We start from the raw sequence: 23,821 nt of genomic DNA on the forward strand, positions 1-23,821 counted from the left end.
CGCCGCACCCACCCTTGCCAGCGCGCAGTACACGACGATTGGGATCTCATGACCTCCAACGCCGAACCCGGACCTAGCTCCGGCAACGGACCCGTTGGTGTCTCGGGCCCCACAAAATCACTGTGGCTGCGGCTGTTGATTCTGAGCAGCGGCGCCGGGCTGGCCGGTCTTGTCCTCGCGGGAATACCGGCCGCCATCCTCAACGGCACCGGGGGAGTGCTGTCCAGCACTTTCGGCGGCCTCCTGGTCATGGCCTTCTTCGCGATCAGCCTCCTGGTTGGCCATTTCGTCGGCCGGAACAATCCGTCAGGTGCCATCGGGGTCTTTGTCGTCACCTACTTCGTCAAAGTCGTGGGTTTTGCCGTGGTGCTCTTTGTCATCGGCACGCCCGACTGGCTCCACGACCGCTGGTTCCTGATCGGAGCCGTTGCCTGCGTCGTGTTCTGGCAGGCTGCCGAGATCTACGGTTTCAGCAAAGCCCGCTTCCGCATCTATGACGATCCCGAACCCGTGAAAGACGGCCATGATGAACAGCCGTAATTCCAAGCGCAAAAACGTGCGGCAAATCCCCAATTCCACGTCCGGTTCTCCGGGCGTATCTTCCGACGGCGGGGACGGCGGATACAACGCCGGCATCGCCGTTTTTAGCTACATAATTGGCGGAATCATCGTCTGGAGTTTGATAGGGTGGGGTCTGGATTATCTGTGGGGAACCCGCTGGATTGTGCTCGCAGGCGCTCTGCTTGGAGCTGCGGGAGGGTTCTATCTTTCTCATATGCACGGCCTCACCAGTAACAGAACGTCAACTGGTGAAGACAGTGCAGCCAGCGGCCCGTCCAAGGACGAGGAACAGTAATGCCTAACAATTTCACATGGGGAAGGGCGGTCATGAAGATCGCCGGACCCTCACCAACGCCCAATGATGGACACTGCAGAGAGGAAACGCGTTGATCGCGCTTGCGCTCCCGGCCCAAGATTCAGGAGAGTTCAATCCTCCTGGAATTGACGAAATGCACCTGCCGGCAATCCTGCCGTGGGGTGTGGCAGACGGATTCTCCAAGCAAATGCTGCTGGTAATCCTGTCGGTCGTCATTATCGCTACATTCTTTCTGCTAGCTGCGCGGAAGCAGCAGCTTGTTCCAGGCAAACTGCAGTTTGCAGGTGAGGCCGCCTACGGCTTCGTCCGCAACAGCATCGCCAAGGACATCATTGGCGGCAAGGACTTCATGAAGTACGTCCCGCTGTTGTTCAGCCTCTTCTTCTTCATCCTGGTGAACAACATCTACGGCGCCATCCCCGTGGTCCAGCTTCCGAGCTTCTCACACGTTGGCGGCGCCTACGTCCTGGCAGGCATCGTTTACTTCACCTGGATCGCCATCGGCGTCAAGAAGAACGGGCTCAAGTACTTCAAGCTGGCCACCGTTCCCTCGGGCGTGCCGGTGTACATCCTCCCGATCGTCATTCCGATCGAGATCATTTCCAACTTCCTGGTCCGGCCCGTCACGCACAGCCTCCGTCTGTTTGCCACCATGCTGGCCGGACACCTCATCGTGATGATTGCCGGATCCGGCATCGAGTACCTCGTCATGCAGGAGAACATCCTCCTCAAGGGCACCTCGGTACTGGTGCTCGCCGGCGCCATCGCCATGTACATGCTGGAAGCGCTGATCATGGCGCTGCAGGCTTACGTCTTCACGCTGCTGACTGCCATCTACATTGAAGGCGCACTGCACGCGGACAGCCACTAGGCACCCACAAACTTCCCCTTCGCGGGGATGAAGCAACCCAAACAACCTGCCACACGGGTGGCATCTTGAAAGGAAGAAAAATGGAAGGCTCCATCAACGGCTCCCTCAACCTCATCGGCTACGGCCTCTCCGCTATCGGCGGTGGTATCGGTGTGGGTCTCGTCTTCGCGGCTTACATCAATGGTGTGGCACGTCAGCCGGAAGCCCAGCGCGTCCTGCAGCCGATCGCGTTCCTCGGCCTTGCGCTGACTGAAGCACTCGCCATCCTCGGCCTGGTCTTCGCTTTCGTTCTTTCCTAAGCGTTAGAACCTATCGAACATCCAGAACCGAGTAGATAAGGACGGGTGAAATATGAATCAGATGATCATCTCAGCCGCCACCGAAGGCGCCGAGCCGACTAATCCGCTCATTCCCAATGTATGGGAAATGGGCGTAGTCCTGGCCGGCTTTGCTGTCCTCTTTTACATCGTGGTCAAGTTCGTTGTCCCGATGTTCGAGAAGACGTTCGCAGAGCGTGCCGAGGCTATCGAAGGTGGCATCGCCAAGGCTGAAAAGGCCCAGGCAGAGGCTTCTGCCGCACTCGAAGAGTACAAGCAGCAGCTCACCGACGCCCGTGCCGAAGCCAACCGCATCCGCGAGGAAGCCCGCGGCGAAGGCGCCCAGATCCTGGCGGACCTGAAGGAAAAGGCAGCTGCAGAGTCTGCCCGCATCACCGCCCACGCCCACGCGCAGATCGAATCCGAGCGGCAGGCGGCCGTTGTGTCGCTGCGCGCGGAGGTCGGCACGCTGGCTACCACGCTGGCGAGCCGCATCGTCGGCGAGTCACTCAGCGATGACGCGCGTGCAGCCCGTGTGGTTGACCGCTTCCTGGCAGATCTGGAGAACCAGAACGCAGGTGCAGCTAAGTAATGGCAGGTGTATCGAGCGAATCGCTGACCGCGGCGCTGGTGGCGTTGGAAGCCAAGCTTCCCTTCGCTTCGCTGCAGTTGGCTAAGGAACTCTTCGGAATCCTGGGAACGGTGGACAGCTCGGCTGGCTTGCGCCGCGCCCTGACTGACCCGTCCCGCAGCGGTGACGAAAAGTCGGCGCTGGTCAAGCAGCTCTTCGGTGGGAAAGTCTCTACTGATGCTGTGGAAATTGCGAGCGGACTGGCCGGTTCACGCTGGGCGTCGGCTCGGGATATCGGCGATGCACTCGAGACTCTTGCCGCTTCGGTGGTAATTGCCGTTGCTGAGAACAAGTCGGCCGTCTCTGCCTCAGGAATCACCGGACTGGAAACGCTGGAGAACGATCTGTTCGCCTTCAACCAGGCCGTTATTTCCAACCACGAGGTGCAGCGTGCTCTGTCCGAGCCGCAGGCGAGCCCGGCTGCCAAGATTGCCCTCGCCGAAAAGCTCGTTCCCAATGCGAGCGAGGAAGCGAAAGTCCTTATCGGACAGGCAGTTACGCAGCCCCGTGGCCTCAAGGTGACAAACCTTGTGCGCCGTTTCGCAGAGCTTGCAGCCAAGCGCCAGCAGCGTTGGATCGCAACGGTCAGCATCACCCGTCCGTTGACGGAGACGCAGACCAGCCGACTGCAGGCAGGGCTGAACGCCCTGTATGGGCGCGAGCTCAAGATCAACATGAACGTTGACCCGGCACTGATCGGTGGCATCCGGATCCAGGTTGGTGACGAAGTGGTTGACGCTTCGGTCATCGCCCGCCTGGGCCAGCTCCAGCGTCAGCTTGCCGGCTAACCGGACAAGCACAACTTAACTGATAGAAACCCCGGTCATCGTGACAACGATGATCACGAAAACAGGAGAGCAGGGACTGCAGATGGCCGAATTGACCATCAACGCCGACGACGTCCGTATTGCGTTGAACGAGTTCGCGGCGTCCTACGAACCCGGAAACGCAGAGCGCGTAGAGGTCGGCCGTGTGACCACCGCAGGTGACGGCATCGCCCGTGTTGAGGGCCTTCCCTCGGTCATGGCGAACGAGTTGCTTCGTTTCGAAGACGGCACGCTGGGCCTGGCCCAGAACCTCGACGTCCGCGAAATCGGTGTCATCATCCTCGGTGACTTCACCGGCGTCGAAGAAGGCCAGGAAGTCCACCGCACCGGTCAGGTTCTGTCCGTGCCGGTCGGCGACGCCTTCCTCGGCCGCGTGGTTGACCCGCTGGGCCAGCCGATCGACGACCTCGGTGAAATCAAGGCTGAAACCACCCGTGCACTGGAACTCCAGGCGCCCGGCGTGACCCAGCGTAAGTCGGTTCATGAGCCGATGCAGACCGGTCTGAAGGCTATCGACGCCATGATCCCGATCGGCCGTGGCCAGCGTCAGCTGATCATTGGCGACCGCCAGACCGGCAAGTCGGCAATTGCCATCGACACAATCATCAACCAGAAGGCCAACTGGGCTTCCGGGGATGTCACCAAGCAGGTGCGCTGCATCTACGTGGCCATCGGCCAGAAGGCGTCCACCATCGCGGCGGTCCGCCAGACGCTCGAGGACAACGGCGCGCTGGAATACACCACCATCGTGGCTTCTCCCGCGTCCGACCCCGCAGGCTTCAAGTACCTGGCACCTTACGCCGGTTCGGCTATCGGCCAGCACTGGATGTACGGCGGCAAGCACGTCCTCATCGTGTTTGATGACCTCTCCAAGCAGGCTGAGGCCTACCGTGCAGTGTCGCTGCTGCTCCGCCGCCCGCCGGGACGCGAAGCCTACCCGGGCGACGTCTTCTACTTGCACTCCCGCCTGCTGGAGCGTTGTGCCAAGCTCTCCGACGAGCTGGGCGCGGGCTCGATGACCGGCCTGCCGCTCATCGAGACCAAGGCAAACGACGTCTCCGCCTACATCCCGACCAACGTGATCTCCATTACCGATGGCCAGATCTTCCTGCAGTCGGACCTCTTCAACGCCAACCAGCGTCCCGCCGTCGACGTGGGTGTCTCCGTGTCCCGCGTGGGTGGTGCGGCGCAGGTCAAGTCCATGAAGAAGGTCTCCGGTACCTTGAAGCTGGAACTGGCTCAGTACCGCGACATGCAGGCATTCGCAATGTTCGCGTCGGACCTCGACGCCGCATCGCGTCAGCAGCTGACCCGTGGTGCACGCCTGATGGAACTGCTCAAGCAGGGCCAGTACTCGCCGTTCCCGGTTGAGAACCAGGTTGTGTCGATTTGGGCCGGTACCAACGGCTACTTGGACGACGTTCCGGTTGAGGACATCAACCGCTTCGAGACCGAGTTCCTGGAGCACCTGAAGCACAAGTCCTCCATCCTGACGACGCTGGCACAGACCAACGTCATGGACGATGACACTGCGGAAGCACTGAAGACCTCGATCGTGGCCTTCAAGAAGGGCTTCTTCGGCGAGGGCGACAACCTCCTGGTCGGTGCGGGGCATGAGGAACACGCCCCCATCGACGAGGCGCAGGTCGACCAGGAAAAAATCGTCAAGCAGAAGCGCTAGTTTCGCTGGCAGGGACTGCCGGGACCCCGACGGGTTCCGGCAGTCCCGGCCACCGGGATCTTAGGAAAGGATAAGTATGGGAGCCCAGATTCGGGTCTACCGCCAGAAGATCAGCTCGACGACGTCGATGCGCAAGATCTTCAAGGCGATGGAACTGATCGCTACCTCGCGCATCGGCAAGGCCCGCGCACGCGTAGCGGCTTCACTGCCTTACGCAAACGCGATTACGCGTGCCGTTTCTGCTGTCGCAAGCCAGAGCGAAATCGACCACCCGCTGGTCACCGAGCCCGAGCAGATCCGGCGCGCCGCTGTCCTGGTCATCACCTCGGACCGTGGCCTCGCAGGTTCCTACTCGGCAAGCGTGCTCAAGCAGGCGGAAGGCCTCACCGAGCTGCTTCACGAGGAAGGCAAGGAAGTCAAGACGTACGTTCTCGGCCGCAAGGCCCAGGCTTACTTCGACTTCCGCAACCGTCCTTACGCCCAGGTGTGGACCGGCAACACGGACGCGCCGGAGTTTGCCACCGCGCAGGAAATCGGCGCAGCACTGCTGGAGGATTTTGCCACCGCGTACGAAGAGGGAGGCGTGGACGAGATTCACGTTGTCTACACCCGCTTCAAGTCCATGGTGACGCAGGAACCGACGGTCATCCGTCTTCTTCCCCTCGAGGTCGTCGAAGAGCAGGCGCAGTCCGAATCGGACCTCCTGCCGCTCTACGAATTCGAGCCGGAGGCGGAGCAGGTTCTCGATGCCCTGCTGCCGCGCTACATCGAATCACGCATCTTCGCCGCAATGTTGCAGGCAGCAGCTTCCGAGCTCGCAGCCCGTCAGCGGGCGATGAAGTCCGCCGGCGACAACGCCACGGACCTCATCAAGAAGTACACGCGTCTGCGCAACACTGCCCGCCAGGCTGAAATTACGCAGGAGCTTTCCGAAATTGTGGCCGGCGCCGACGCCTTGAACGCGTCCTAGCCAGCACGGTTCCGGATCCAGCTGTACCTGCATCAAAGATAAACTTAACATCCACGCCATCTACTGAGTGAAGTGAGAGAGATGACTGCCACCGCTACCGAACACGTAGCCGCGACGACCGGTGCAACCGGCCGTATTGCACGTGTTATTGGCCCGGTTGTCGACGTCGAATTCCCGGCTGACGCAATCCCTTCGATTTACAACGCACTCACCACGGAGATTACTCTCAACGGTGAGACCAAGACCATCACGTTCGAGGTTGCCCTGCACCTGGGTGACAACCTCATTCGCGCCATCTCCCTGCAGGCCACCGACGGACTCGTCCGCGGCACCAACGTAGTGGACACCGGTTCGCCCATCACCGTGCCTGTCGGCGACGGCGTCAAGGGCCACATCTTCAACGTCCTCGGCAAGCCGCTGGATGTTGACGAGTCCGAGATCCAGGCTTCGGACCACTGGGCCATCCACCGCAAGGCCCCGGCCTTCGCGACCCTCGAAGGCTCCACCGAGATGCTGGAAACCGGCATCAAGGTGATCGACCTCCTCACCCCGTACATCAAGGGTGGAAAGATCGGCCTGTTCGGCGGCGCCGGTGTCGGCAAGACCGTGCTGATCCAGGAAATGATCACCCGTGTTGCCCGCAACTTCGGCGGCACCTCGGTGTTCGCCGGCGTCGGCGAGCGTACGCGTGAAGGTAACGACCTCTGGGTTGAAATGGAAGAGGCCGGCGTCCTCAAGGACACCGCCCTTGTATTCGGCCAGATGGATGAGCCGCCGGGAACGCGTCTGCGCGTTGCACTGTCCGCGCTGACCATGGCGGAGTACTTCCGCGATGTGCAGAACCAGGACGTGCTGCTCTTCATCGACAACATCTTCCGCTTCACGCAGGCAGGTTCCGAGGTCTCCACCCTTCTCGGCCGCATGCCTTCCGCCGTGGGTTACCAGCCGAACCTTGCTGACGAGATGGGCCTCCTCCAGGAGCGCATCACGTCCACCAAGGGCCACTCCATCACCTCGATGCAGGCCATCTACGTTCCCGCGGATGACTACACCGACCCGGCACCGGCCACCACCTTCGCACACCTCGACGCGACCACGGAACTTTCCCGTGAAATCGCTTCCCGTGGTCTGTACCCGGCTGTGGATCCGCTGACGTCGACTTCCCGGATCCTGGACCCCCAGTACATCGGCAAGGACCACTACAACACGGCTGTCCGTGTGAAGCAGATCCTGCAGAAGAACAAGGAACTCCAGGACATCATCGCCATCCTCGGCGTTGACGAACTGTCTGAAGAGGACAAGATCGTCGTGTCGCGTGCACGCCGCATCCAGCAGTTCCTCTCCCAGAACACCTACACCGCCAAGCAGTTCACCGGCGTCGAAGGCTCCACCGTGACCATCAAGGACACGGTCGAAGGCTTCACCGCTATCTGCGATGGCGAGCTTGACCACGTTGCAGAGCAGGCGTTCTTCAACGTCGGTGGCCTGGATGACGTTGAGCGCCAGTGGGCCAAGATCCAGGAACAGACCAAGTAATATGGCTGAGCTTGAGGTTGAGATTGTCGCAGCGGATCACTTCGTGTGGTCCGGAGCGGCCAAGATGGTCAAGGCCCGCACCAGCGATGGTGAAATCGGAATCCTGCCCGGCCACTCGCCCCTGCTGGCGATTCTGGCCGAAGGTGAGCTGGCCATTGAGCCTGTTTCCGGTGACCGCATTGCTGTAGTTGTCGACGGCGGATTCTTCTCCGTCGACAACAACAGGGTCGTCATTGTTGCTGACAACGCCCAAATGGGTGACGCGGCTACTGCGGGGATCCGCTAGCACGACCTTGATGAACGATCCTGGTTTTCCGTTCATCGCGTTGGCAACGGCCCTTGCGTTGCTGATTTTTGCACTGTGCCTGTCCGGGGTACGCCGCTTTAACCTGCGGCGTGCCCTGGGCACAGTGGACGCCTCCATTTGCACGGCTGGAAAGAGCTGGCAGATGGGGGTTTGTCGTTATCAGGACAACGACCTGGAGTGGTTCAAGCTGCTCTCGCTCAGCGTCCGTCCCAAATACACTTTCCGGCGCAGCTCGCTGGAACTCGTCGGGCGCCGCAAGCCCACCGAAGCGGAACTCGTCAAGGTGCAGCCCGATTCCGTCATCGTGGAACTTCACTACGAGGGCCAGGAAGTCCTGCTGGCCATGAAGTTCGACGCCTATGCCGGACTGTCATCGTGGCTGGAGGCCGGCCCCGTCATCGGTGTTGGCACCTGGCGCTAACGCCGGTGGATTTCATAGCTGACATCCATCTCACCGATGGACCCGTGCTCTGGATTGCCTGGGCAGCCGGAGCCGTTGGGCTTGGCTGGCTGCTGTGGGCCCGGGGACGCCGCTGGGCCCTGAGCGCGGGCGCTGCCCTCCTCCTGTCGGCCGGCGTTGTGGCCGGGGTGCACTGGCTGCTCATCTATGCGATTTCCACCCTGCCCGAGGTACTCCCGCGCGAAGTGCTCGCATGGTTTGTGGCAGCGGTCTTTGCCCTGTTCCTTTGGGTGCTGCGGCTCTGGAAATTCCGCCCGCCGTCCCCTCCGAAGAGCCGAGGCGCGTGGCGGGCGAGGACCGCCGTGACAGCTGCCATGCTGGGAGTGTTCCTGCTCGCCGCCGTCCAGATCAATGCCTACTTCGGCCTCAACCATACGGTCAGTGATGTCATGGGCACGGCCGTGGCCAGGATCCAGCCGCTCGAATCCGCATTGAAGCGGCAGCCCGCGTCCGCGGTCCCCACCCCCTTGGCAGCCTGGCGGGCACCGGAGGGACTGCCGGCGGGCGGAGTGCTGCGGCGGGCCGTGATCCCCGGCCCCGTGTCGGGCTTCAGCAGCCGCGAGGCCTATGTCTATCTTCCGCCCGCCTACCAGTCCGCCCCCCGCCCTGCCCTTCCGGTCCTGGTCCTCTTCTCCGGCCAGCCCGGCGGACCATCGGACTGGCTCACCGGCGGGGCGCTGCGCAGCCGGATGGACCGTTTCGCAGCGGAGCACGACGGCGTCGCGCCGGTCGTCGTTGTGGTGGATCCCAACGGAACGGCGTCGGCAAACACGCTCTGCATGGACAGCCGCATTGCCCGGGCCGATACGTTCCTGTCCCGGGACGTACCGCAGTGGATTGAACAGAACCTGGACATTGATACGGACCACCGGCAGTGGGCGGCCGGCGGATTCTCCTTCGGAGCTACGTGTGCCATGCAGATGGGCACCCGCCATCCCGACGTCTACTCTTCCGTCCTCGCCTTCTCCAGCGAGCGTGAACCGGCGCTTGCCAAGGAGCGGCAGAAGACGGTTGACGCGGCGTTCGGCGGAGACGTGCCGGCCTTTGATGCGCAGACTCCGCTGAACATCATGCAGAAGACCCGGTTCGAGGGCCATGCCGTGTACTTCGGTGCCGGTTCCAGGGATCCGGAGTTCATGGCCTACATGGACGAACTTTCCGCAGCCGCGCGCCAGGCAGGCTTCACCGTCCGGGCCCAGCCGGTGGCCAATACCGGTCACTCCTGGGAAGCCGCTTCCAGAGGCCTTCCGGCAGCCCTGGACTTCATGGCGGAGCGGTGGGGAATCCTGCCGTGACCAACGAGCGAGTTACCGGCCGGCCGGAGGCCAAGGACAGTTCCACAGCCGGGAGCGGCGTGACGTGGGCCGCTGTCATCCTGCGGGCGCTCCGGCGTACGCGGGACCACTTCAAGGCGGTGCCGTTCACCCTGGTTGTCCTCGGCCTGTTCCTTGGAACGGGCGCAGCCACCAACAGTTTCCTGTCGGGTCCTCCGGAAGCCCTTCTCGACGTCGCCTCGGTGAACATGACGGCCCTGAAAGGCGGGCAGTGGTGGTCCCTGTTCACGTCGCTCTTCTTTGCCACGAACCCCGCAGCCTACCTCACCGCCGCGTCCATGATCCTGCTGCTGCTGGGACTCGCCGAGCGCCGGCTGGGCACGCTGCGGACGGCCGGGTTCTTCTTCGGCGGACAGTTTGCCGCCGTTTCGCTGTTCCTGCTTTTCACCCAGCTCGCCCGCTACGCCGGCGACGGCTGGCTGGGACTCATGGTGGACGCCCGGCTCATTGGACCGTACGCCGCGGTCCTTGCCGCGACGCTGGGGGCCAGCGGACTCGTGCCCGCCCTGTGGCAGCGGCGCCTTCGCGCCGGCATCGTATCGGCGTCGCTGCTCCTTGTCCTCTATGTGGGGCATCCGGAGACCGTGGTGGGGTTCCTCGGTGCCTTGGCCGGGCTGACCACCGGGTGGTGGATCCAGAGCGACCACGGGACCCTCCACCGGCACCGCTCCACCGGCCGCGAGACGAGGAATCTCCTGTCCCTGATCGTGGGCATTTTCGCGGTCGGGCCCATCCTGACAGCTGCCGTCCGGAGTCCCACCGGCCCGCTGGCGCTGCTGCGGGACGTGGTCCTGAACCCGTTGCCCACCCTCAGCCAACTGGAGCAGAACTGCGGCGGGACTGTGGACGTGGACTGCCTGGAGATCGGACGTGCCGGGTTCGCGGGACCGCTGGGCCTTGCCCTGGCCGTGGTACCCGTGCTGCTCCTGCTGATCTGCGCCGACGGGCTCAGGCGGGGCCGCCGGCTCGCCTGGCGGATCACCATCGGCGTCCAGGTGGCCGTCATTGCGTTGTCCGCCGTGTACCTCTCGCTTTTTGCGCGGATACCGCACTACCCGTCGCGGCCGCACACGGCTGTGATGGGTTCCGGGTTTGTCCATGTTCTTCCGCTGGTGGCAGTTCCGCTGCTGCTGGTGGTGCTGCTGTGGATCAACCGCCGCCAGTTCCGTGTGGAAACCTCGGCAGCGGACAGGCGGCGTCTGACCCGGGTGCTGGCGGGAACCTGGCTGGCCCTTGCCGGCACTTACACCATCGCCTGGCTGGCGGCCGGCGGACTGGAGCGCGACGGCGGCCCGTCCGGGCTCGTGGCCGAACTCGCCCGCCAGTATCTGCCGGTACCCATTCCCAGCCTGTACAACCGGATCTTCCAGGACCGCAATTCGGTTGAGGCCTTCCTGTTCGCCTATTCGGGCATCGCTTTCTGGGCTGTGGCCCTGGCCGGAGTGTGGGTGGCACTCCTCGGGCAGCATCACGGTGCGGGGGCCGGTGTTGAGGAGAGGGACGTTGCCCGCCGACTGGTGCGCAGGGGCGGTGATTCACTGTCCTGGATGGCCTTGTGGGAACCCAACAAGTACTGGTTCACTCCCGCCCGCGACGCCGGTGTGGCCTACCAGCAGCATGGCAGCGTCGCCCTGACGCTGGGCGGTCCGTTCGGAGACCCGGACCTGCGGGATGAGGCTGCCGCCGGATTCCTGCAATATTGCGCGGAACACGCCCTGGTTCCTTGCTTCTATTCCTGCACCGACGGGCTGTGGCCCATGCTCCAGTCGCGGGCGTTCAGCCGGGTGGCCGTGGCACAGGAGACCCGGCTGGCCGTCAGGGAGCTGGAGTTCAAGGGCAAGGAATGGCAAAACGTGCGGACAGCGCTGAACCGCGCCCGAAAAACCGGGGTCACTGCTGTGTGGGGACGCTACAGCGGGTTTCCCGCGGCACTGCGCGCCCAGCTGCTTGAAGTGTCCGAGGAATGGGCCGCCCAGAAGTCCGTCCCGGAGATGGGTTTCACGCTCGGCGGCATGGACGAACTGATGGACGACGACGTGCTGTGCTGCGCCGCCGTCGACGGGGACGGCATGGTGCACGGCGTGACCAGCTGGCTCCCGGTTTTTGAGGACGGCAGCGTGGTCAGCTGGACGCTCGACTTCATGCGCCGGCGGGAGGACGGCTTCCCCGGCGTCATGGAGTTCCTGATTGCCTCCGCCGTCCTTGAACTGCGGAATTCGGTCGGGGTCATTTCCCTGTCCGGCTCACCCCTGGCCAAGGAGCCTGCTGACGCGGCGGCATCCGCCGCGCACCGGGACCCTGACCGGGAGCCTGACCCGGACCCGAAGCGGGAGAAGGACGGGGAGCCGGAGGGCCTGGCGGCGATCCTTGATGTGGTGGGGCGGGCACTGGAACCTGTGTACGGCTTCCGCTCCCTGGCCACCTTCAAATCCCGCTTCAAGCCTGACTACCGTACGCTCTACCTCTACTACCAGGACCCCCTGCAGCTGCCTGCCATTGGCCGGGCGCTGAGCCGCGCCTACCTTCCCGGGCTCTCGGTCCGCCACAGCGCCCGCCTGCTGCGTACATTGGTGCGCTAATTCCGTAACACCGGCCGAGCATTTTCGGCATCATGTTTTCAGATTCTGAAAACATTTGTGACAAGAAACAATGCGCCGGCCGGCATCGGATAATGGCAAAAAAATGATCCCCGGCGGTAATGCCGGGGATCATTTCATTCGTTGGAGGCCGCCGTCAGGCGCCACTCCGACGAGGGACTAGACCAGCGTTACGCCGGTAGCCTGGGGGCCCTTGGCGCCCTGGCCGATCTCGAACTGAACGCGCTGGTTCTCGTCGAGGGTCTTGAATCCACCGGTCTGGATCTCCGAGTAGTGAACGAAGACATCGCCATCGGAGTCGTCCGGGGTGATGAAGCCGAAGCCCTTTTCAGCGTTGAACCACTTGACGGTTCCCTGTGCCATTTATTTCTCCTCATTGTGGAACTTGCTTAAGTCCGGCACACTTCGTGCCGCACTTGGTCACTCCGCGAGAAGAATCCTGGCTTGCCGCCCGGTGGAACCGGACACTAGCTGACGAAGCTTCGCGCTCGCAACATGTCTTGCGAGCATGAAAAACACCTACACAAAGACTTATATAAGAATTTCATGTGGGTTGCGTCAGGTCAACGGGCAAAACGGGGAATTCGATAAATTTTGCGTAAAGCCCATGTGAACCGCTGCCTTATGACAGTGCGCCGCGCGCTATTGGGCGGCCGCCAATTCAGAAGAGGCGGGATTCGCTGTCGTCAACGCCGCGCATGGCGTCGTAGTCGAGGGTGACGCAGTCGATGCCGCGGTCGTTGGCGAGCACCTTGGCCTGCGGTTTGATCTGCTGGGCGGCGAAGATGCCGCGGACCGGAGCCAGCAGCGGATCCCGGTTAAGCAGTTCCAAGTAACGGGTCAGCTGTTCGACGCCGTCGATGTCGCCGCGCCTTTTGAGCTCGATGGCCACCGTGGCACCGTCTGCGTCCCGGGCCAGTATGTCCACCGGACCGATGGCCGTGAAGTATTCGCGCCGGATGAGGGAAAAGCCGGTGCCGAGCCGTTCGATCTGATCGGCCAGCAACCGCTGGAGGTCAGCTTCGACGCCGTCCTTGATAAGGCCCGGGTCCTGGCCCAGCTCATGGGAGGTGTCGTGCAGCTGCTCATGGATATTGATGATGAGCCGGTCATCGGTCTTGGCGGACTGGACCGTCCACTGCTCGGTGACGCCGAGCTCCAGGTCCACCTCGTCGGGCGTGGAGACCCGGAGGCTGGCCGGGGGGCTCATCCAGTTCAGCGGCTTGTACGAGCCGCCGTCGGAGTGCACCAGGACGGACCCGTCCGCCTTGACCAGCAGGAGCCTGGTGGCAAGGGGGAGATGGGCCTTGAGCCGGCCAACATAATCAACTGAACAACGGGCTATGACTAAACGCACCCGGTAAACACTACCGTCTGGGCCCAAGGCAGGAACAACGCGGGTCAGAGCCTGGGGCAGAATGGAGGCATGCCCCGTTCCAACCGCCCCCGCCGTGCCGCCTCCGGAAAATTGGGACAGGCCAGCCGCAAACACGCCGGCGGCCCCGTGCCGGAGCTGGACCTTGAACGTGCCCGGTCCGGCATCGCCCGGCGGGAAAGCGCCCCCGACGGCGAGTGGATGGTCCGCACCATGACGGCCAAGCGGGCCGAAAAGTCCTACATTTGCCCGGGATGCTCCACAGCGGTCCTCCCCGGCGTGGAGCACCTGGTGGTCTGGTCCGAGGATCACCTGTTCGGCGCGGCGGCCGGCCTTTCGGAACGGCGCCACTGGCACTCCAACTGCTGGACGTCACGCACGTACCGCTATCGCTAAGCTGTTAGTCATGACTTTTGACCCGGCGTCGTTCGTATTCAGCCAGCCTTCCGAAGCAACCGCAATCCGGGCTTCGACAGTTCTTCCCGCCCGCCGGGAGAACGTGGAAATACGCACCGAAGACGGTCACGTCCTCGTCGGCGAACTCGCCGTCCCGGAATCCGGCGAGATCACCGCCACACTGATCACGCTGCACCCGCTGCCCACCCACGGCGGGTTCATGGACTCGCACGTGTACCGCAAAGCGTCCTACCGGCTGCCCGCGCTGGCCGGTGTGGCCGTTCTCAGGTTCAACACCAGGGGCACCAGTTCGCCCCGCGGCACCAGCGAAGGCCGGTTCGAGGAGGGCATCGGCGAACGGCTCGACGTCGAGGCGGCCGTCAGGTTCGCCGTTGGCCGGAACCTGCCCAACCGCTGGCTGGTGGGCTGGTCGTTCGGCACCGAGCTGGCCCTTATGTACGGGGCCACGGAACCGGTGGCCCCGGCGGTGGAAGGTGCCGTGCTGCTTTCGCCGCCGCTGCACCGGGCGACGGATGTTCACCTAAAGGAGTGGGCGGCCGCAGGCAAGCCCCTGAAGGTGCTGGTTCCCGAACACGACGACTACCTCCAGCCGGCCGCCGCCGCCGAGCGCTTCAGCCTGGTGCCGCAGGCGGACGTGGTGGGGGTCGACGGCGCCAAGCACCTGTGGGTGGGGGAGAAGTACGCTGCCCGGGTGCTGAACGAAATCGTCGACGAGGTCACGGAGCGCGGCGCCGGACCGGACGGCCTGCCCCAGGAATGGAACGGGCCCGTGGCCACGGCCGCGCCGTAGGACGGAACCGCCACAGAACAGGACAGCCGCCCCGTGGACCACGGGGCGGCTGTCCTGTTTCCTGGCGGAATCGCAGGTCAGTGCTTGTCCTGTTCCTGGCGGAATCGCAGGTCAGTGCTTGTCCTGGCGGACGATGAAGATTTCCTTCACGAGCAGCATGACCGCCGCGGCGGTGGGAATGGCGATCAGGGCGCCGAGCACGCCCAGGAGGCTGCCGCCCGCGATCACGGAGATGACGGCAACGGCGCCGGGCACCGCCACAGCCTTCTGCATGATGCGGGGGGAGATGAAGTACGCCTCGAACTGCAGGTAGGCAAAGTAGCAAATGGCATAGACAACGGCGGTCTGCCACCCTGCGGTAAGGGCGATCAGGGTGACCAACACGCCCGCGATCATTCCGCCGACCAAGGGGATGAAAGCCAGCAGCGCCACAACGAACGCCAGCAGAACGGCAAAAGGGACGCCAACAATGGACATCACGATGAACGCAAAGGTCGCGTTGACGAGGGCAACGCAGGCCTGGCCGATGACGTAGTTGCCCACGGAACCGGTGATCTCTTCCGCAAGGGCTTCCACCCGCACCCGGCGGGAGCGGGGTGCCAGCCGGTAGCCCCACTTCTTCATGGCGGGAAGGGCAGCAAGGAAATAAAGGCTCAGTACGAGGACAATTAGGGTTCCGAAGAGCCCGTTCGCCACGGTGGACCCGAAGCCGACGACCCCGCCGAAGATGCCACCCACGGCATCCGGATTGTTAACGAACTTTTCCAGCTCCTGCGTGATGCGCTCCCGCACGCCAAACTGGTCGTCGAGGCTGCGGAAGAAGTCCGAATCGATGAAGTCCTGGATCCAGCGCGGTGCTTCCTGCACAATCTGGGTCACCTGCTGGACGATGGTGGGGATCAGCGTGGCAAAGAATCCGACGACGGCGGAGACAAGGACGGTGACCGACACCAGGATGCCGACGGGCCGCGGCAGCTTGCGCCCTTCCAGCCAGCGCACCACCGGGTCCAAGCCCAGGGCGATGAAGAGCGCGGTCACAATCCACAGCAGGAGCTGCGTGGTGTTGGACCCGATCCAGTAGACGAGCAAGGCCAGGCCGACGCCGACGGTTCCCATGAATCCCATATAAAGGGGATGCTGGGATGACATGCGCGGACCGGGATGGCCGAAGCGGGCACCGGTCTCGGTTTCGGGGGTGATGGAGTCCTCCGCGGACTCGGGCGGCATCTCGAAGCGCAGCCGGGGCTGGGCGCCGGGAAGGGGCGTCCGCAGCCTGCGTACCACCGCCGCCGCCAGGTCCGGCAGCCGCCGTCTGCGTTCGTGTTGCCTGCCGTCCGTTACACCTTCCTGGGCACCGGATCCCGTGATGTCTTGCTGTCCTGGGGTGGACGAATCCGTGTGTTCAGTCACTGCGTTTTGGGGCCCTTTACCGTGTGTGGCACCGCCTTTGCGGGCCTTGTGATGATCATCGCAAACACTATCAGCAGGCCTGTCAGCGCCCCGTTTTCCTGCGGTCGCGGCCAGTTGCCCTAGGCTGGGAACAAAGCCCCGATCTGACTCATTGGTAACAAAACGGTTACTATTGAAAGTAAACCCCCGCTGATGATAGGTATCCTTTTGCGTTTCAAGACTGCAGTTGCACTAGTGCTGCTCGGCCTCCTAACACTGCTGGCCGGCGTAGGACAGAAGACCATCTGGGCCCCGGCCGAGACCGTTACAGCCTCGGTGCCCGCCGACGGCACCGCCGCACCACTTACCGTCATTGACCAGAAGTTGAGGACCCTTCACGGGGGAACGGTCAAGATCAACGTCAAGGGCGAAGGCAGCTTTATGCTGGCCGCCGGCCGCCCCGACGACGTGGATGCCTGGGTCGGCAAGACGGCCCACAACACGGTCTCCGGTGTTACCGAGGACAACAAGTCCCTCCAGCTGGCCCACACGGACGGCGAAGCCGCCGCACCGTCGCCCGCCGGTTCCGACCTGTGGGTCTCCACGGAGAACGCCAGCGGTGAGCTGAACTACACCTGGAGTGCCCCGGCCGACGGCGAGTGGTCGCTCCTGCTGGCCTCGGACGGCACCAAGCCGGCGCCGTCGTCCATCTCCATGACGTTCCCCAATGACACTTCCACTCCGTGGGCCGTGCCGTTGATGGTCCTCGGCGGCCTCCTGATGCTGGCCGGACTGGCGCTGCTGGTGCTCAAGCCCAAGGGCGGCAAGCCCGCCGACATTGGCGGAGACGACACCGGCGAATCCCTGAAGGACAAACTTGTCCGCCGGGCCCGTGCAGTCCGTCCGGCCGACAAGACGGCGCCCACAGCCCCCTCGCCTGTTGAAAAGCAGCCCGGCGGCGCCGGCTCCACCGCCACCTTCAGCACGAGGCGCGCAGGCGTGGCAATGGCCGCGCTCGCTGCCACGATCGTTGCCGGCACGGGCGTAGCCGCTCAGGCCGCCACCACCCCGGCCCCGTCGCCGTCAGCCAGTGCAGCCGCCGGGGCGGACACCGCCGCGGACTCGCCGGTGCTGCTGGATGCCCAGTTCCGCCGGATCCTGGAGCAGGTCTCCAGCACCGTGGATGCCGGCGACGCTGCCAAGGATGCCGCGAAGCTCAAGTCCCGCGTTGACCGCACCGAACTCGAGGTCCGCACGCAGAACTACAAGATCCGCTCGCAGGTTGGTGCCTACGAAGCGCGCATGCCCGTCCGCGCCACCAAGCTGCTGACCACCGTTGTCACCAGCAAGCGCGCCTGGCCCCGCTCGGTCATGGCCGTCACCCAGGGCGAAGGCAACGTTGTGCCCCAGCTGCTGACCCTGGTGCAGAAGTCCCCGCGCGAGAACTACAAGCTCGTGGAGACCACACCGCTGCAGCCCGGCACCACGTTCCCCGCCATCGGACGGGACGGCACGGAAACCCTGGCCGCCGACGACAAGTCGGGCCTGCTCTACAGCGGCGAGGAAGCCCTTGCCGGACTCGGGGATCGCCTGACCAAGGCCGATTCGACGTTCAAGGACAAGCTCGTGGAGGGTCAGTCCTCGCCGTATATCGCCGATACCCTGGCGTACCAGGCCGACGTCGCCAAGACCGGCGTGGACGGCAACTTCAGCTTCACGCACAAGGTGGCACCCGAGGAAACGGTGGTGTTCCGTACGGCAGACGGCGGCGCCCTGGTCCTTGGCCGCCTGAACTTCGCTTTCGACGGAACGCCCAAGGCCGAAGGGGACAAGCTCGCGATCGGCGACGACGCAGCCGTCCTGGCCGGAGGCAAGGAAACGAGCTCCGGCATGGTGCTCAACTTCGCCGAGTCCATGGCCGTCTACATCCCGCCGACCGGGTCCAAGGACCCGATGAAGCTCGTGGCCGCCACCCGCGGACTCGTCGGAGCAAGCTTCAAGTAGCGCCTGCTCCGGGTATGACCAGCAGCGGCCGGAGTGGCTAGAGTGGAAGCTATGAGTTCGCCAGCCTCCCGTCCAGTCCCTCCAGCCGCTGCCAGCCAGCTCAACCTGCGTGGCGCCGTCGACCTATCCAGCCTGAAACAGCGTCCTGCGCCACCGGCGGGAGGGCAGCCGCCCGCGGGTCAGCCTTCTGCCGGGCAGCCGGCCGTGCCCCCGTCGGCGCCTGCCGAGGGGGCGGCCCCGGACACCGGCGGACAGCCGTTACGCGTCGACGTCACCGAGGCAAACTTCCAGCAGCTCGTTGAACTGTCCGCGCAGGTACCCGTGGTGTTCGGCCTCTGGGCAAGCTATTCGCCCGCTTCGGGCGAGCTGATCAGTGTCCTTGAGGACATCGTCAACAGCTATGGCGGACGCCTGGTCCTGGGTGCCGCAGACATCGACGCATTCCCGCAGCTTGCCCAGGCATTCCAGGTCCAGGCAGTCCCGACGGCCGTGGCCGTGGTGAAGGGACAGCCGGTGCCCCTGTTCCAGGGCGGAGCCGACGAACAGCAGGTGCGCAGCCTGCTGGATGAACTGCTGAAGGTCGCGGCCGCCAACGGCGTCACCGGCAGCCTGGGCGGCGCCGGAGCCGCACCCGCCGACGCCGAACCTGCCCCGCTGCCCCCGCTGCACCAGGCGGCCTACGACGCCATCGAGGCCGGAGACTACGCCGCTGCGGCCGCTTCCTACCGGCAGGCGCTGCTGGAGATGCCCGCGGACGCGGAAGCCAAAGCCGGCCTCGCCCAGGTGGAACTGATGGAGCGCCTGCAGTCGCTGACCGGTCCGGACGGCGATGCGCTCCGCCAGCTCGCCGCTGATCAGCCGGACAACCTCGATGCCCAGCTGGGCGTGGCGGACCTGGATATTGCCGGTGGACACATCGACGACGCACTGGGCCGGATCGTCGGTTTCATCGGAAGGAACTTCGGTCCGGAGCGCGAGACCGCACGGGTCCGGCTGCTGGATCTCTTCGAGGTAGTGGGCCCGTCCGATGAACGCGTCGCCAAGGCACGGCAGGGGCTGGCACGGGTGCTCTTCTAATGCCCTCGGCCCTCTTTTCACCGCTGGAGCTGCGTTCACTGACACTGCGCCACCGCGGCTGGGTCTCGCCCATGTGCCAGTACAGCTGCGGCCCTGACACCGGCGAAGGCGTCCCCCACGACTGGCATCTCATGCACCTCGGGTCCTTCGCGGCAGGGGGAGCGGCCCTGATCCTCACTGAGGCTGCGGCCGTCAATGCAGCCGGCCGGATCAGCCCCATGGACGCCGGAATCTACAACGACGAGCAGGCGGCCGGCTGGGAACGGATCACGGCGTTTGTGCACCGCTACGGCGCCGCGGACGCCAAGATCGGCACCCAGCTGGCGCACGCGGGCCGCAAGGCCTCGACCTACTGGCCCTTCTCGGGAAAGCACGGTTCAGTGCCGGCGTCCGACGGCGGCTGGGAGACCGTGGGGCCGGGAACCTCGGCGTTCGACGGGTACGCGGCACCGGGCGCCATGACCGCGGCGGAAATTGACGGCGTCATCGCCGACTTCGCCGCGGCCGCCGTCCGGGCCGTCGACGCAGGGTTCGACACGATCGAAATCCACGGCGCCCACGGCTATTTGCTGCATCAGTTCCAGAGCCCGCTCATCAACTACCGCACTGACGCATGGGGCGGCGACGAGTCCGGACGAAACCGGCTGACCCTGGCCGTGGTGGACGCGGTGCGCAACGCCATCCCCGACTCGATGCCGCTGCTGCTGCGGATCTCCGCGTCGGACTGGGCCGAAGGCGGGATCGACGCCGCGGCATCGGTCCGTTTGGCCGGAGCGGCCGCCGAACACGGCGTGGACCTGGTGGACGTGTCCAGCGGGGGAGCGGTGGCGCACCAGCAGATTCCCGCCGGTCCCGGCTACCAGACAGGCTTCTCGTCCCGGATCCGGCGCGAGGCAGGCGTCCGCACCGGCACCGTGGGGCTCCTGACCTCGGCAGGGCAGGCGGAACACGCCGTCGCCACCGGCCAGGCTGACGGGGTCTTCATTGCGCGCGCGGCACTGCGCGACCCGCACTGGTGGCTGCGGGCCGCCTTCGAGCTCGGCCACGAGCTCCCGTGGGCCCCGCAGTATGAACGGGCCATGCCCCGCCACTCTTTCTAGGAAGTAACCCTTTCGGACGATCCTCCCGGCACATCCGGGAGACTACGCTGGCACCATGACTGAACCGCAACCCGGGCCTGATCCGTCCGCCGGCCCTCAGCAGCATCCCGTTCCGGCCCTTGCCATCCGCGGCCTTGCGAAACGCTTCGGCGGCAAGATCGCAGTCGACGGCATCAGCCTCGACGTGCCGGCAGGGTCCTTCTACGGGATTGTGGGTCCCAACGGTGCCGGCAAAACCACCACGCTGTCCATGGCCACGGGGCTCCTCCGGCCCGACTTCGGCACCGCCCTGGTGCATGGCGTCGACGTCTGGGCAAGGCCGCTCGAAGCCAAGAAGCTCATGGGCATCCTTACCGACGGCGTGCGGCTGTTTGACCGGCTCACGGGGGAACAGCTTGTGAGCTATGCGGGGCTCCTCCGCGGGATGGACAAGGACGTGGTGTCCGCCAGGGTGGCGGAACTGCTGGCCGCGCTTGACCTTAGCGCCGACGCCGGAACCCTGGTGGTGGATTATTCAGCCGGCATGACCAAGAAGATCGCCCTGGCCTCCGCCCTCATCCACGCCCCCAGGCTGTTGGTGCTCGATGAACCGTTTGAATCGGTGGACCCGGTCTCCGCGGCGAACATCCGGGACATCCTGGACCGCTACGTTGAATCCGGCGGGACGGTGATCGTCTCCAGCCACGTTATGGACCTGGTCCAGCGGATGTGCGACCACGTGGCTGTGGTTGCCGCAGGCAGGGTGCTCGCGGCCGGCACAGTGGAGGAAGTCCGCGCCGGGGCCTCCCTGGAGGACCGGTTTGTCCAGCTGGTGGGCGGCCGGAGCCAGACGGAGGGCCTGGAATGGTTGCGCACCTTCTAAGGCTGAAAATCACGCTCCTGCGCAACAGCCTCCGGCGCAGCCCCTGGCAGCTGCTGGGACTGATCATCGGCGGGCTGTATGCCGTCGGGATCGCCGGTTTCTTCGGCGTGGCACTGGTACTGCTCCGGACGGCTGAGCTGGAGCTTGCCCAGACCGTGGTGGTGCTGGGCGGTTCCGCCGCCTTCCTGGGCTGGGCCATCGTCCCTGTTGTTGCTTCCTCCGCCGACATGACCCTGGACCCGGCACGCTTCACCACCGCGGCAGTGCCCATGCCGCAACTGCTTGCCGGGCTTGCCCTTGGCGGACTGATCGGGATCCCCGGCATCGCCACCGCCCTCGTCGCGCTGGCCACCGTGGGCACCTGGAGCAGGGGAGTGCCTGCTGTCCTGGCTGCCATGTTGGGTGCCGCCCTGGGCGTGATGACATGCGTTGTCCTCTCCAAAGTGGTGACAACGGCGACGGCGGGCCTGGCGTCCTCCCGGCGGTTCAAGGATGTCAGCGCCCTTGCCTTTATGGTTCCGCTGATGTTTATGGGGCCGCTGGCGGCATTTGTTGCCCAGGGCGCCGCAGGCTCCGCCGGGTTCCTGGCCGATCTGGCCGGGTTCCTGGCGTGGACACCGGCAGGCGCAGCGTGGTCGCTCGGCGGAGACGCCGCTGCGGGTCACTACGGACCGGCCGTGCTGAAACTCCTCATCTCGCTGGCAACCCTGGCCGGTTTGGCCTGGTGCTGGAAGGTACTCCTGCAGCGCGCCCTGGTCACCCCGCCCTACACGGCCGGCGGCAAGAAGCGCGCCGGAAGAATGGGGCTGTTCGCAGTCATGCCGGCGACGCCCACGGGTGCCATTGCGGCGCGCTCGCTGACCTATTGGCTCCGCGATCCCCGGTACTCGGGCTCACTGGTGGTCATTCCGCTGCTGCCCGTCCTGCTGTTCTTCCAGGCGAGCCAGACCGGTGAGTACGGAGTGCTTGCGATTACCGGCCCGCTGGCGGCGTTCCTGCTGGCTTGGTCGATTTCCGCGGATGTCTCGTACGACAACACCGCGTTTGCCCTCCATCTGTCCAGCGGCGTCCGTGGTGTCCACGACAGGCTGGGGCGGGCGCTTGCCTGCCTGGCGTTCGCACTCCCGATCGTGCTGGTCTTCAGCATCGGCCCGTTCTTCTTCACCGGGGACTGGGAATGGCTTCCGTCGCTGCTCGGGCTGTCCCTTGGCATCCTGTTCACCGGGCTGGGCCTGGCGTCCGTTGTTTCGGCGCGGTACACCGTTGCGGTTCCGCTCCCGGGCGACAGCCCGTTCAAGAAGCCCCCGGGAAATGTCGCCCAGACCATGGCCGTGCAGTTCGGCGGGATGGGCGTGCTGCTGGTGCTGGTGCTGCCGGAAGCCGCGCTGTTCATCGCGCAGTCAATCACGGGCAGCATGGTGCCCGGTTGGATCAACCTTGTGCTGGGTCCGGTCCTCGGACTGGCCCTCTTCGTGGCAGGCGTCCGCCTCGGCGGCAAGTGGCTTGACGCGCGCGGCCCGGAACTGCTGGCTCAGCTCGCAGTGAACCGCTAGGCCGGCCAGGGGCATGATGTAGTGATAGCGACGCGGAAAGGCGGTTGGCCATGGAAATCGTGATTCTCCCGGGGAGCAAGCAGATCGGAGCCCTGGCGGCGGACGCCGTCGAGGACCTGCTGCGCCGGAAACCGGATGCTGTCCTGGGCCTTGCCACCGGGTCCTCCCCGTTGCCGGTCTACGACGAACTTGCCCGCAGGCACGAACAGGATGGCCTCGACTTCAGCCGGGCACACGGCTTTACCCTGGACGAGTACGTGGGCCTTGAGCCGGGGCATCCGCAGTCCTACCGGGAGGTGATCCGGCGGGAGTTCACGGACCGCGTGAACATTGCTCCGGAGAACGTCCACAGCCCGGACGGCTCGGCGGCTGACATCCCGGCCGCCTGCCAGGCGTACGAAGAAGCCATCAAGGCGGCCGGAGGCGTGGATCTGCAGCTGCTGGGGGTGGGGACCGACGGCCACATCGGGTTCAATGAGCCGGGCTCGTCGCTGGTGTCGAGGACCCGGATCAAAAGCCTGATCGAACAGACGCGCCGGGACAATTCCCGGTTCTTCAAGAGCATCCATGAGGTTCCCCACCATGTGCTCACCCAGGGGCTGGGCACCATCATGGACGCCCGCCATGTGATCCTCATTGCCACCGGCGCCCAGAAAGCACAGGCTGTCCGGGACCTCGTGGAGGGTCCGGTCGCCGCCATCTGCGCCGCGTCCGTGCTGCAGATGCACCCGCATGCCACAATCCTGGTGGATGAGGCCGCGGCGTCGTCGCTCCGGCTGGCGGACTACTACCGCCACACCTATGACAACAAGCCCGGGTGGCAGGGCCTGTAGCCCCGGGGTTCAG

The 23,821-nt window shown here is 64.8% G+C and carries 24 protein-coding genes; 21 read left to right on the forward strand and 3 right to left on the reverse strand.

Features of this window, described 5'->3' with window-relative positions:
* The first annotated feature begins 48 nt into the window (after positions 1 to 48).
* The 13 genes from AC1DRE_RS04400 to AC1DRE_RS04460 all read left to right on the forward strand — a co-directional run bounded on the left by AC1DRE_RS04400 (position 49) and on the right by AC1DRE_RS04460 (position 12,390).
* Entirely contained in the window at positions 49 to 540 is a 492-nt protein-coding gene (locus tag AC1DRE_RS04400; protein ID WP_476983500.1) for a hypothetical protein, read from the forward strand.
* Positions 527 to 856 carry a hypothetical protein gene (locus tag AC1DRE_RS04405; protein WP_476983618.1) on the forward strand — a complete coding sequence of 110 codons (330 nt, stop codon included), beginning with the start codon at positions 527 to 529 and terminating at the stop codon, positions 854 to 856. The genes AC1DRE_RS04400 and AC1DRE_RS04405 overlap by 14 nt, the downstream gene beginning before the upstream one ends.
* Before the next feature lie 91 nt (positions 857 to 947).
* Entirely contained in the window at positions 948 to 1,748 is an 801-nt protein-coding gene (atpB, locus tag AC1DRE_RS04410; protein ID WP_104172342.1) for a F0F1 ATP synthase subunit A, read from the forward strand.
* A gap of 80 nt (positions 1,749 to 1,828) precedes the next feature.
* On the forward strand, positions 1,829 to 2,047 hold the full coding sequence (atpE, locus tag AC1DRE_RS04415) for an ATP synthase F0 subunit C (RefSeq protein WP_011692451.1): 219 nt from the start codon (positions 1,829 to 1,831) through the stop codon (positions 2,045 to 2,047).
* A gap of 52 nt (positions 2,048 to 2,099) precedes the next feature.
* Positions 2,100 to 2,657, forward strand: a complete 558-nt coding sequence (locus AC1DRE_RS04420; protein WP_476983501.1) for a F0F1 ATP synthase subunit B — start codon at positions 2,100 to 2,102, stop codon at positions 2,655 to 2,657.
* On the forward strand, positions 2,657 to 3,484 hold the full coding sequence (locus AC1DRE_RS04425) for a F0F1 ATP synthase subunit delta (protein WP_476983502.1): 828 nt from the start codon (positions 2,657 to 2,659) through the stop codon (positions 3,482 to 3,484). Before AC1DRE_RS04420 ends, AC1DRE_RS04425 begins: the two co-directional genes overlap by 1 nt.
* An 82-nt stretch (positions 3,485 to 3,566) precedes the next feature.
* Positions 3,567 to 5,204, forward strand: coding sequence for a F0F1 ATP synthase subunit alpha (atpA, locus tag AC1DRE_RS04430; protein ID WP_104172345.1), 1,638 nt, complete (start codon positions 3,567 to 3,569; stop codon positions 5,202 to 5,204).
* Positions 5,205 to 5,280: 76 nt separating this feature from the next.
* Positions 5,281 to 6,174: a F0F1 ATP synthase subunit gamma gene (locus AC1DRE_RS04435; protein WP_104172346.1), complete on the forward strand. Its 894-nt coding sequence runs from the start codon at positions 5,281 to 5,283 to the stop codon at positions 6,172 to 6,174.
* Between the two features lie 81 nt (positions 6,175 to 6,255).
* Positions 6,256 to 7,710: a F0F1 ATP synthase subunit beta gene (atpD, locus tag AC1DRE_RS04440; protein ID WP_214952964.1), complete on the forward strand. Its 1,455-nt coding sequence runs from the start codon at positions 6,256 to 6,258 to the stop codon at positions 7,708 to 7,710.
* A 1-nt stretch (position 7,711) separates the two neighbouring features.
* Positions 7,712 to 7,996, forward strand: coding sequence for a F0F1 ATP synthase subunit epsilon (locus AC1DRE_RS04445; protein ID WP_104172348.1), 285 nt, complete (start codon positions 7,712 to 7,714; stop codon positions 7,994 to 7,996).
* A gap of 10 nt (positions 7,997 to 8,006) precedes the next feature.
* Positions 8,007 to 8,438, forward strand: coding sequence for a DUF2550 domain-containing protein (locus AC1DRE_RS04450; RefSeq protein ID WP_476983503.1), 432 nt, complete (start codon positions 8,007 to 8,009; stop codon positions 8,436 to 8,438).
* Positions 8,439 to 8,443: 5 nt separating this feature from the next.
* On the forward strand, positions 8,444 to 9,772 hold the full coding sequence (locus tag AC1DRE_RS04455; protein WP_476983504.1) for an alpha/beta hydrolase: 1,329 nt from the start codon (positions 8,444 to 8,446) through the stop codon (positions 9,770 to 9,772).
* Positions 9,769 to 12,390 (forward strand): phosphatidylglycerol lysyltransferase domain-containing protein, encoded by a 2,622-nt coding sequence (locus AC1DRE_RS04460; protein WP_476983505.1) that lies wholly within the window; start codon positions 9,769 to 9,771, stop codon positions 12,388 to 12,390. The genes AC1DRE_RS04455 and AC1DRE_RS04460 overlap by 4 nt, the downstream gene beginning before the upstream one ends.
* Before the next feature lie 177 nt (positions 12,391 to 12,567).
* Here the strand turns inward: AC1DRE_RS04460 and AC1DRE_RS04465 are convergent, their stop codons facing one another.
* The gene (locus tag AC1DRE_RS04465) at positions 12,568 to 12,771 is read right to left on the reverse strand and encodes a cold-shock protein (protein ID WP_011692441.1); all 204 of its coding nucleotides are present in this window, start codon (positions 12,769 to 12,771) and stop codon (positions 12,568 to 12,570) included.
* A gap of 298 nt (positions 12,772 to 13,069) precedes the next feature.
* Positions 13,070 to 13,765, reverse strand: a complete 696-nt coding sequence (gene nucS / locus AC1DRE_RS04470; RefSeq protein ID WP_011692440.1) for an endonuclease NucS — start codon at positions 13,763 to 13,765, stop codon at positions 13,070 to 13,072.
* Between the two features lie 69 nt (positions 13,766 to 13,834).
* Here nucS and AC1DRE_RS04475 point away from each other — a divergent pair, with 69 nt between their 5' ends.
* Positions 13,835 to 14,179: an ATP/GTP-binding protein gene (locus tag AC1DRE_RS04475; RefSeq protein WP_214952954.1), complete on the forward strand. Its 345-nt coding sequence runs from the start codon at positions 13,835 to 13,837 to the stop codon at positions 14,177 to 14,179.
* Between the two features lie 10 nt (positions 14,180 to 14,189).
* Entirely contained in the window at positions 14,190 to 14,990 is an 801-nt protein-coding gene (locus AC1DRE_RS04480) for an alpha/beta hydrolase (protein ID WP_476983506.1), read from the forward strand.
* Between the two features lie 111 nt (positions 14,991 to 15,101).
* Here the strand turns inward: AC1DRE_RS04480 and AC1DRE_RS04485 are convergent, their stop codons facing one another.
* A complete protein-coding gene (locus tag AC1DRE_RS04485; protein WP_476983619.1) occupies positions 15,102 to 16,295 on the reverse strand; it encodes an AI-2E family transporter in 1,194 nt (397 codons plus the stop codon).
* Between the two features lie 297 nt (positions 16,296 to 16,592).
* On the opposite strand from AC1DRE_RS04485, the gene AC1DRE_RS04490 reads away from it, so the two are divergent.
* From AC1DRE_RS04490 to nagB, 6 genes are read left to right on the forward strand one after another with little or no spacing between them, the layout of a single operon-like run.
* Positions 16,593 to 18,383, forward strand: a complete 1,791-nt coding sequence (locus AC1DRE_RS04490; protein WP_476983507.1) for a hypothetical protein — start codon at positions 16,593 to 16,595, stop codon at positions 18,381 to 18,383.
* Between the two features lie 51 nt (positions 18,384 to 18,434).
* A complete protein-coding gene (locus tag AC1DRE_RS04495) occupies positions 18,435 to 19,460 on the forward strand; it encodes a co-chaperone YbbN (protein WP_476983508.1) in 1,026 nt (341 codons plus the stop codon).
* Complete coding sequence (locus tag AC1DRE_RS04500; protein ID WP_476983509.1) at positions 19,460 to 20,560, forward strand: NADH:flavin oxidoreductase/NADH oxidase; 1,101 nt, start codon at positions 19,460 to 19,462, stop codon at positions 20,558 to 20,560. The genes AC1DRE_RS04495 and AC1DRE_RS04500 overlap by 1 nt, the downstream gene beginning before the upstream one ends.
* A 55-nt stretch (positions 20,561 to 20,615) precedes the next feature.
* Complete coding sequence (locus tag AC1DRE_RS04505) at positions 20,616 to 21,422, forward strand: ABC transporter ATP-binding protein (protein WP_104172359.1); 807 nt, start codon at positions 20,616 to 20,618, stop codon at positions 21,420 to 21,422.
* Positions 21,404 to 22,975, forward strand: coding sequence for a transporter (locus AC1DRE_RS04510; protein ID WP_476983510.1), 1,572 nt, complete (start codon positions 21,404 to 21,406; stop codon positions 22,973 to 22,975). The genes AC1DRE_RS04505 and AC1DRE_RS04510 overlap by 19 nt, the downstream gene beginning before the upstream one ends.
* A gap of 50 nt (positions 22,976 to 23,025) precedes the next feature.
* The gene (nagB, locus tag AC1DRE_RS04515; protein ID WP_476983511.1) at positions 23,026 to 23,808 is read left to right on the forward strand and encodes a glucosamine-6-phosphate deaminase; all 783 of its coding nucleotides are present in this window, start codon (positions 23,026 to 23,028) and stop codon (positions 23,806 to 23,808) included.
* The last annotated feature ends 13 nt before the right edge of the window (positions 23,809 to 23,821 follow it).

Source organism: Arthrobacter sp. P4_H3 (assembly GCF_056400885.1).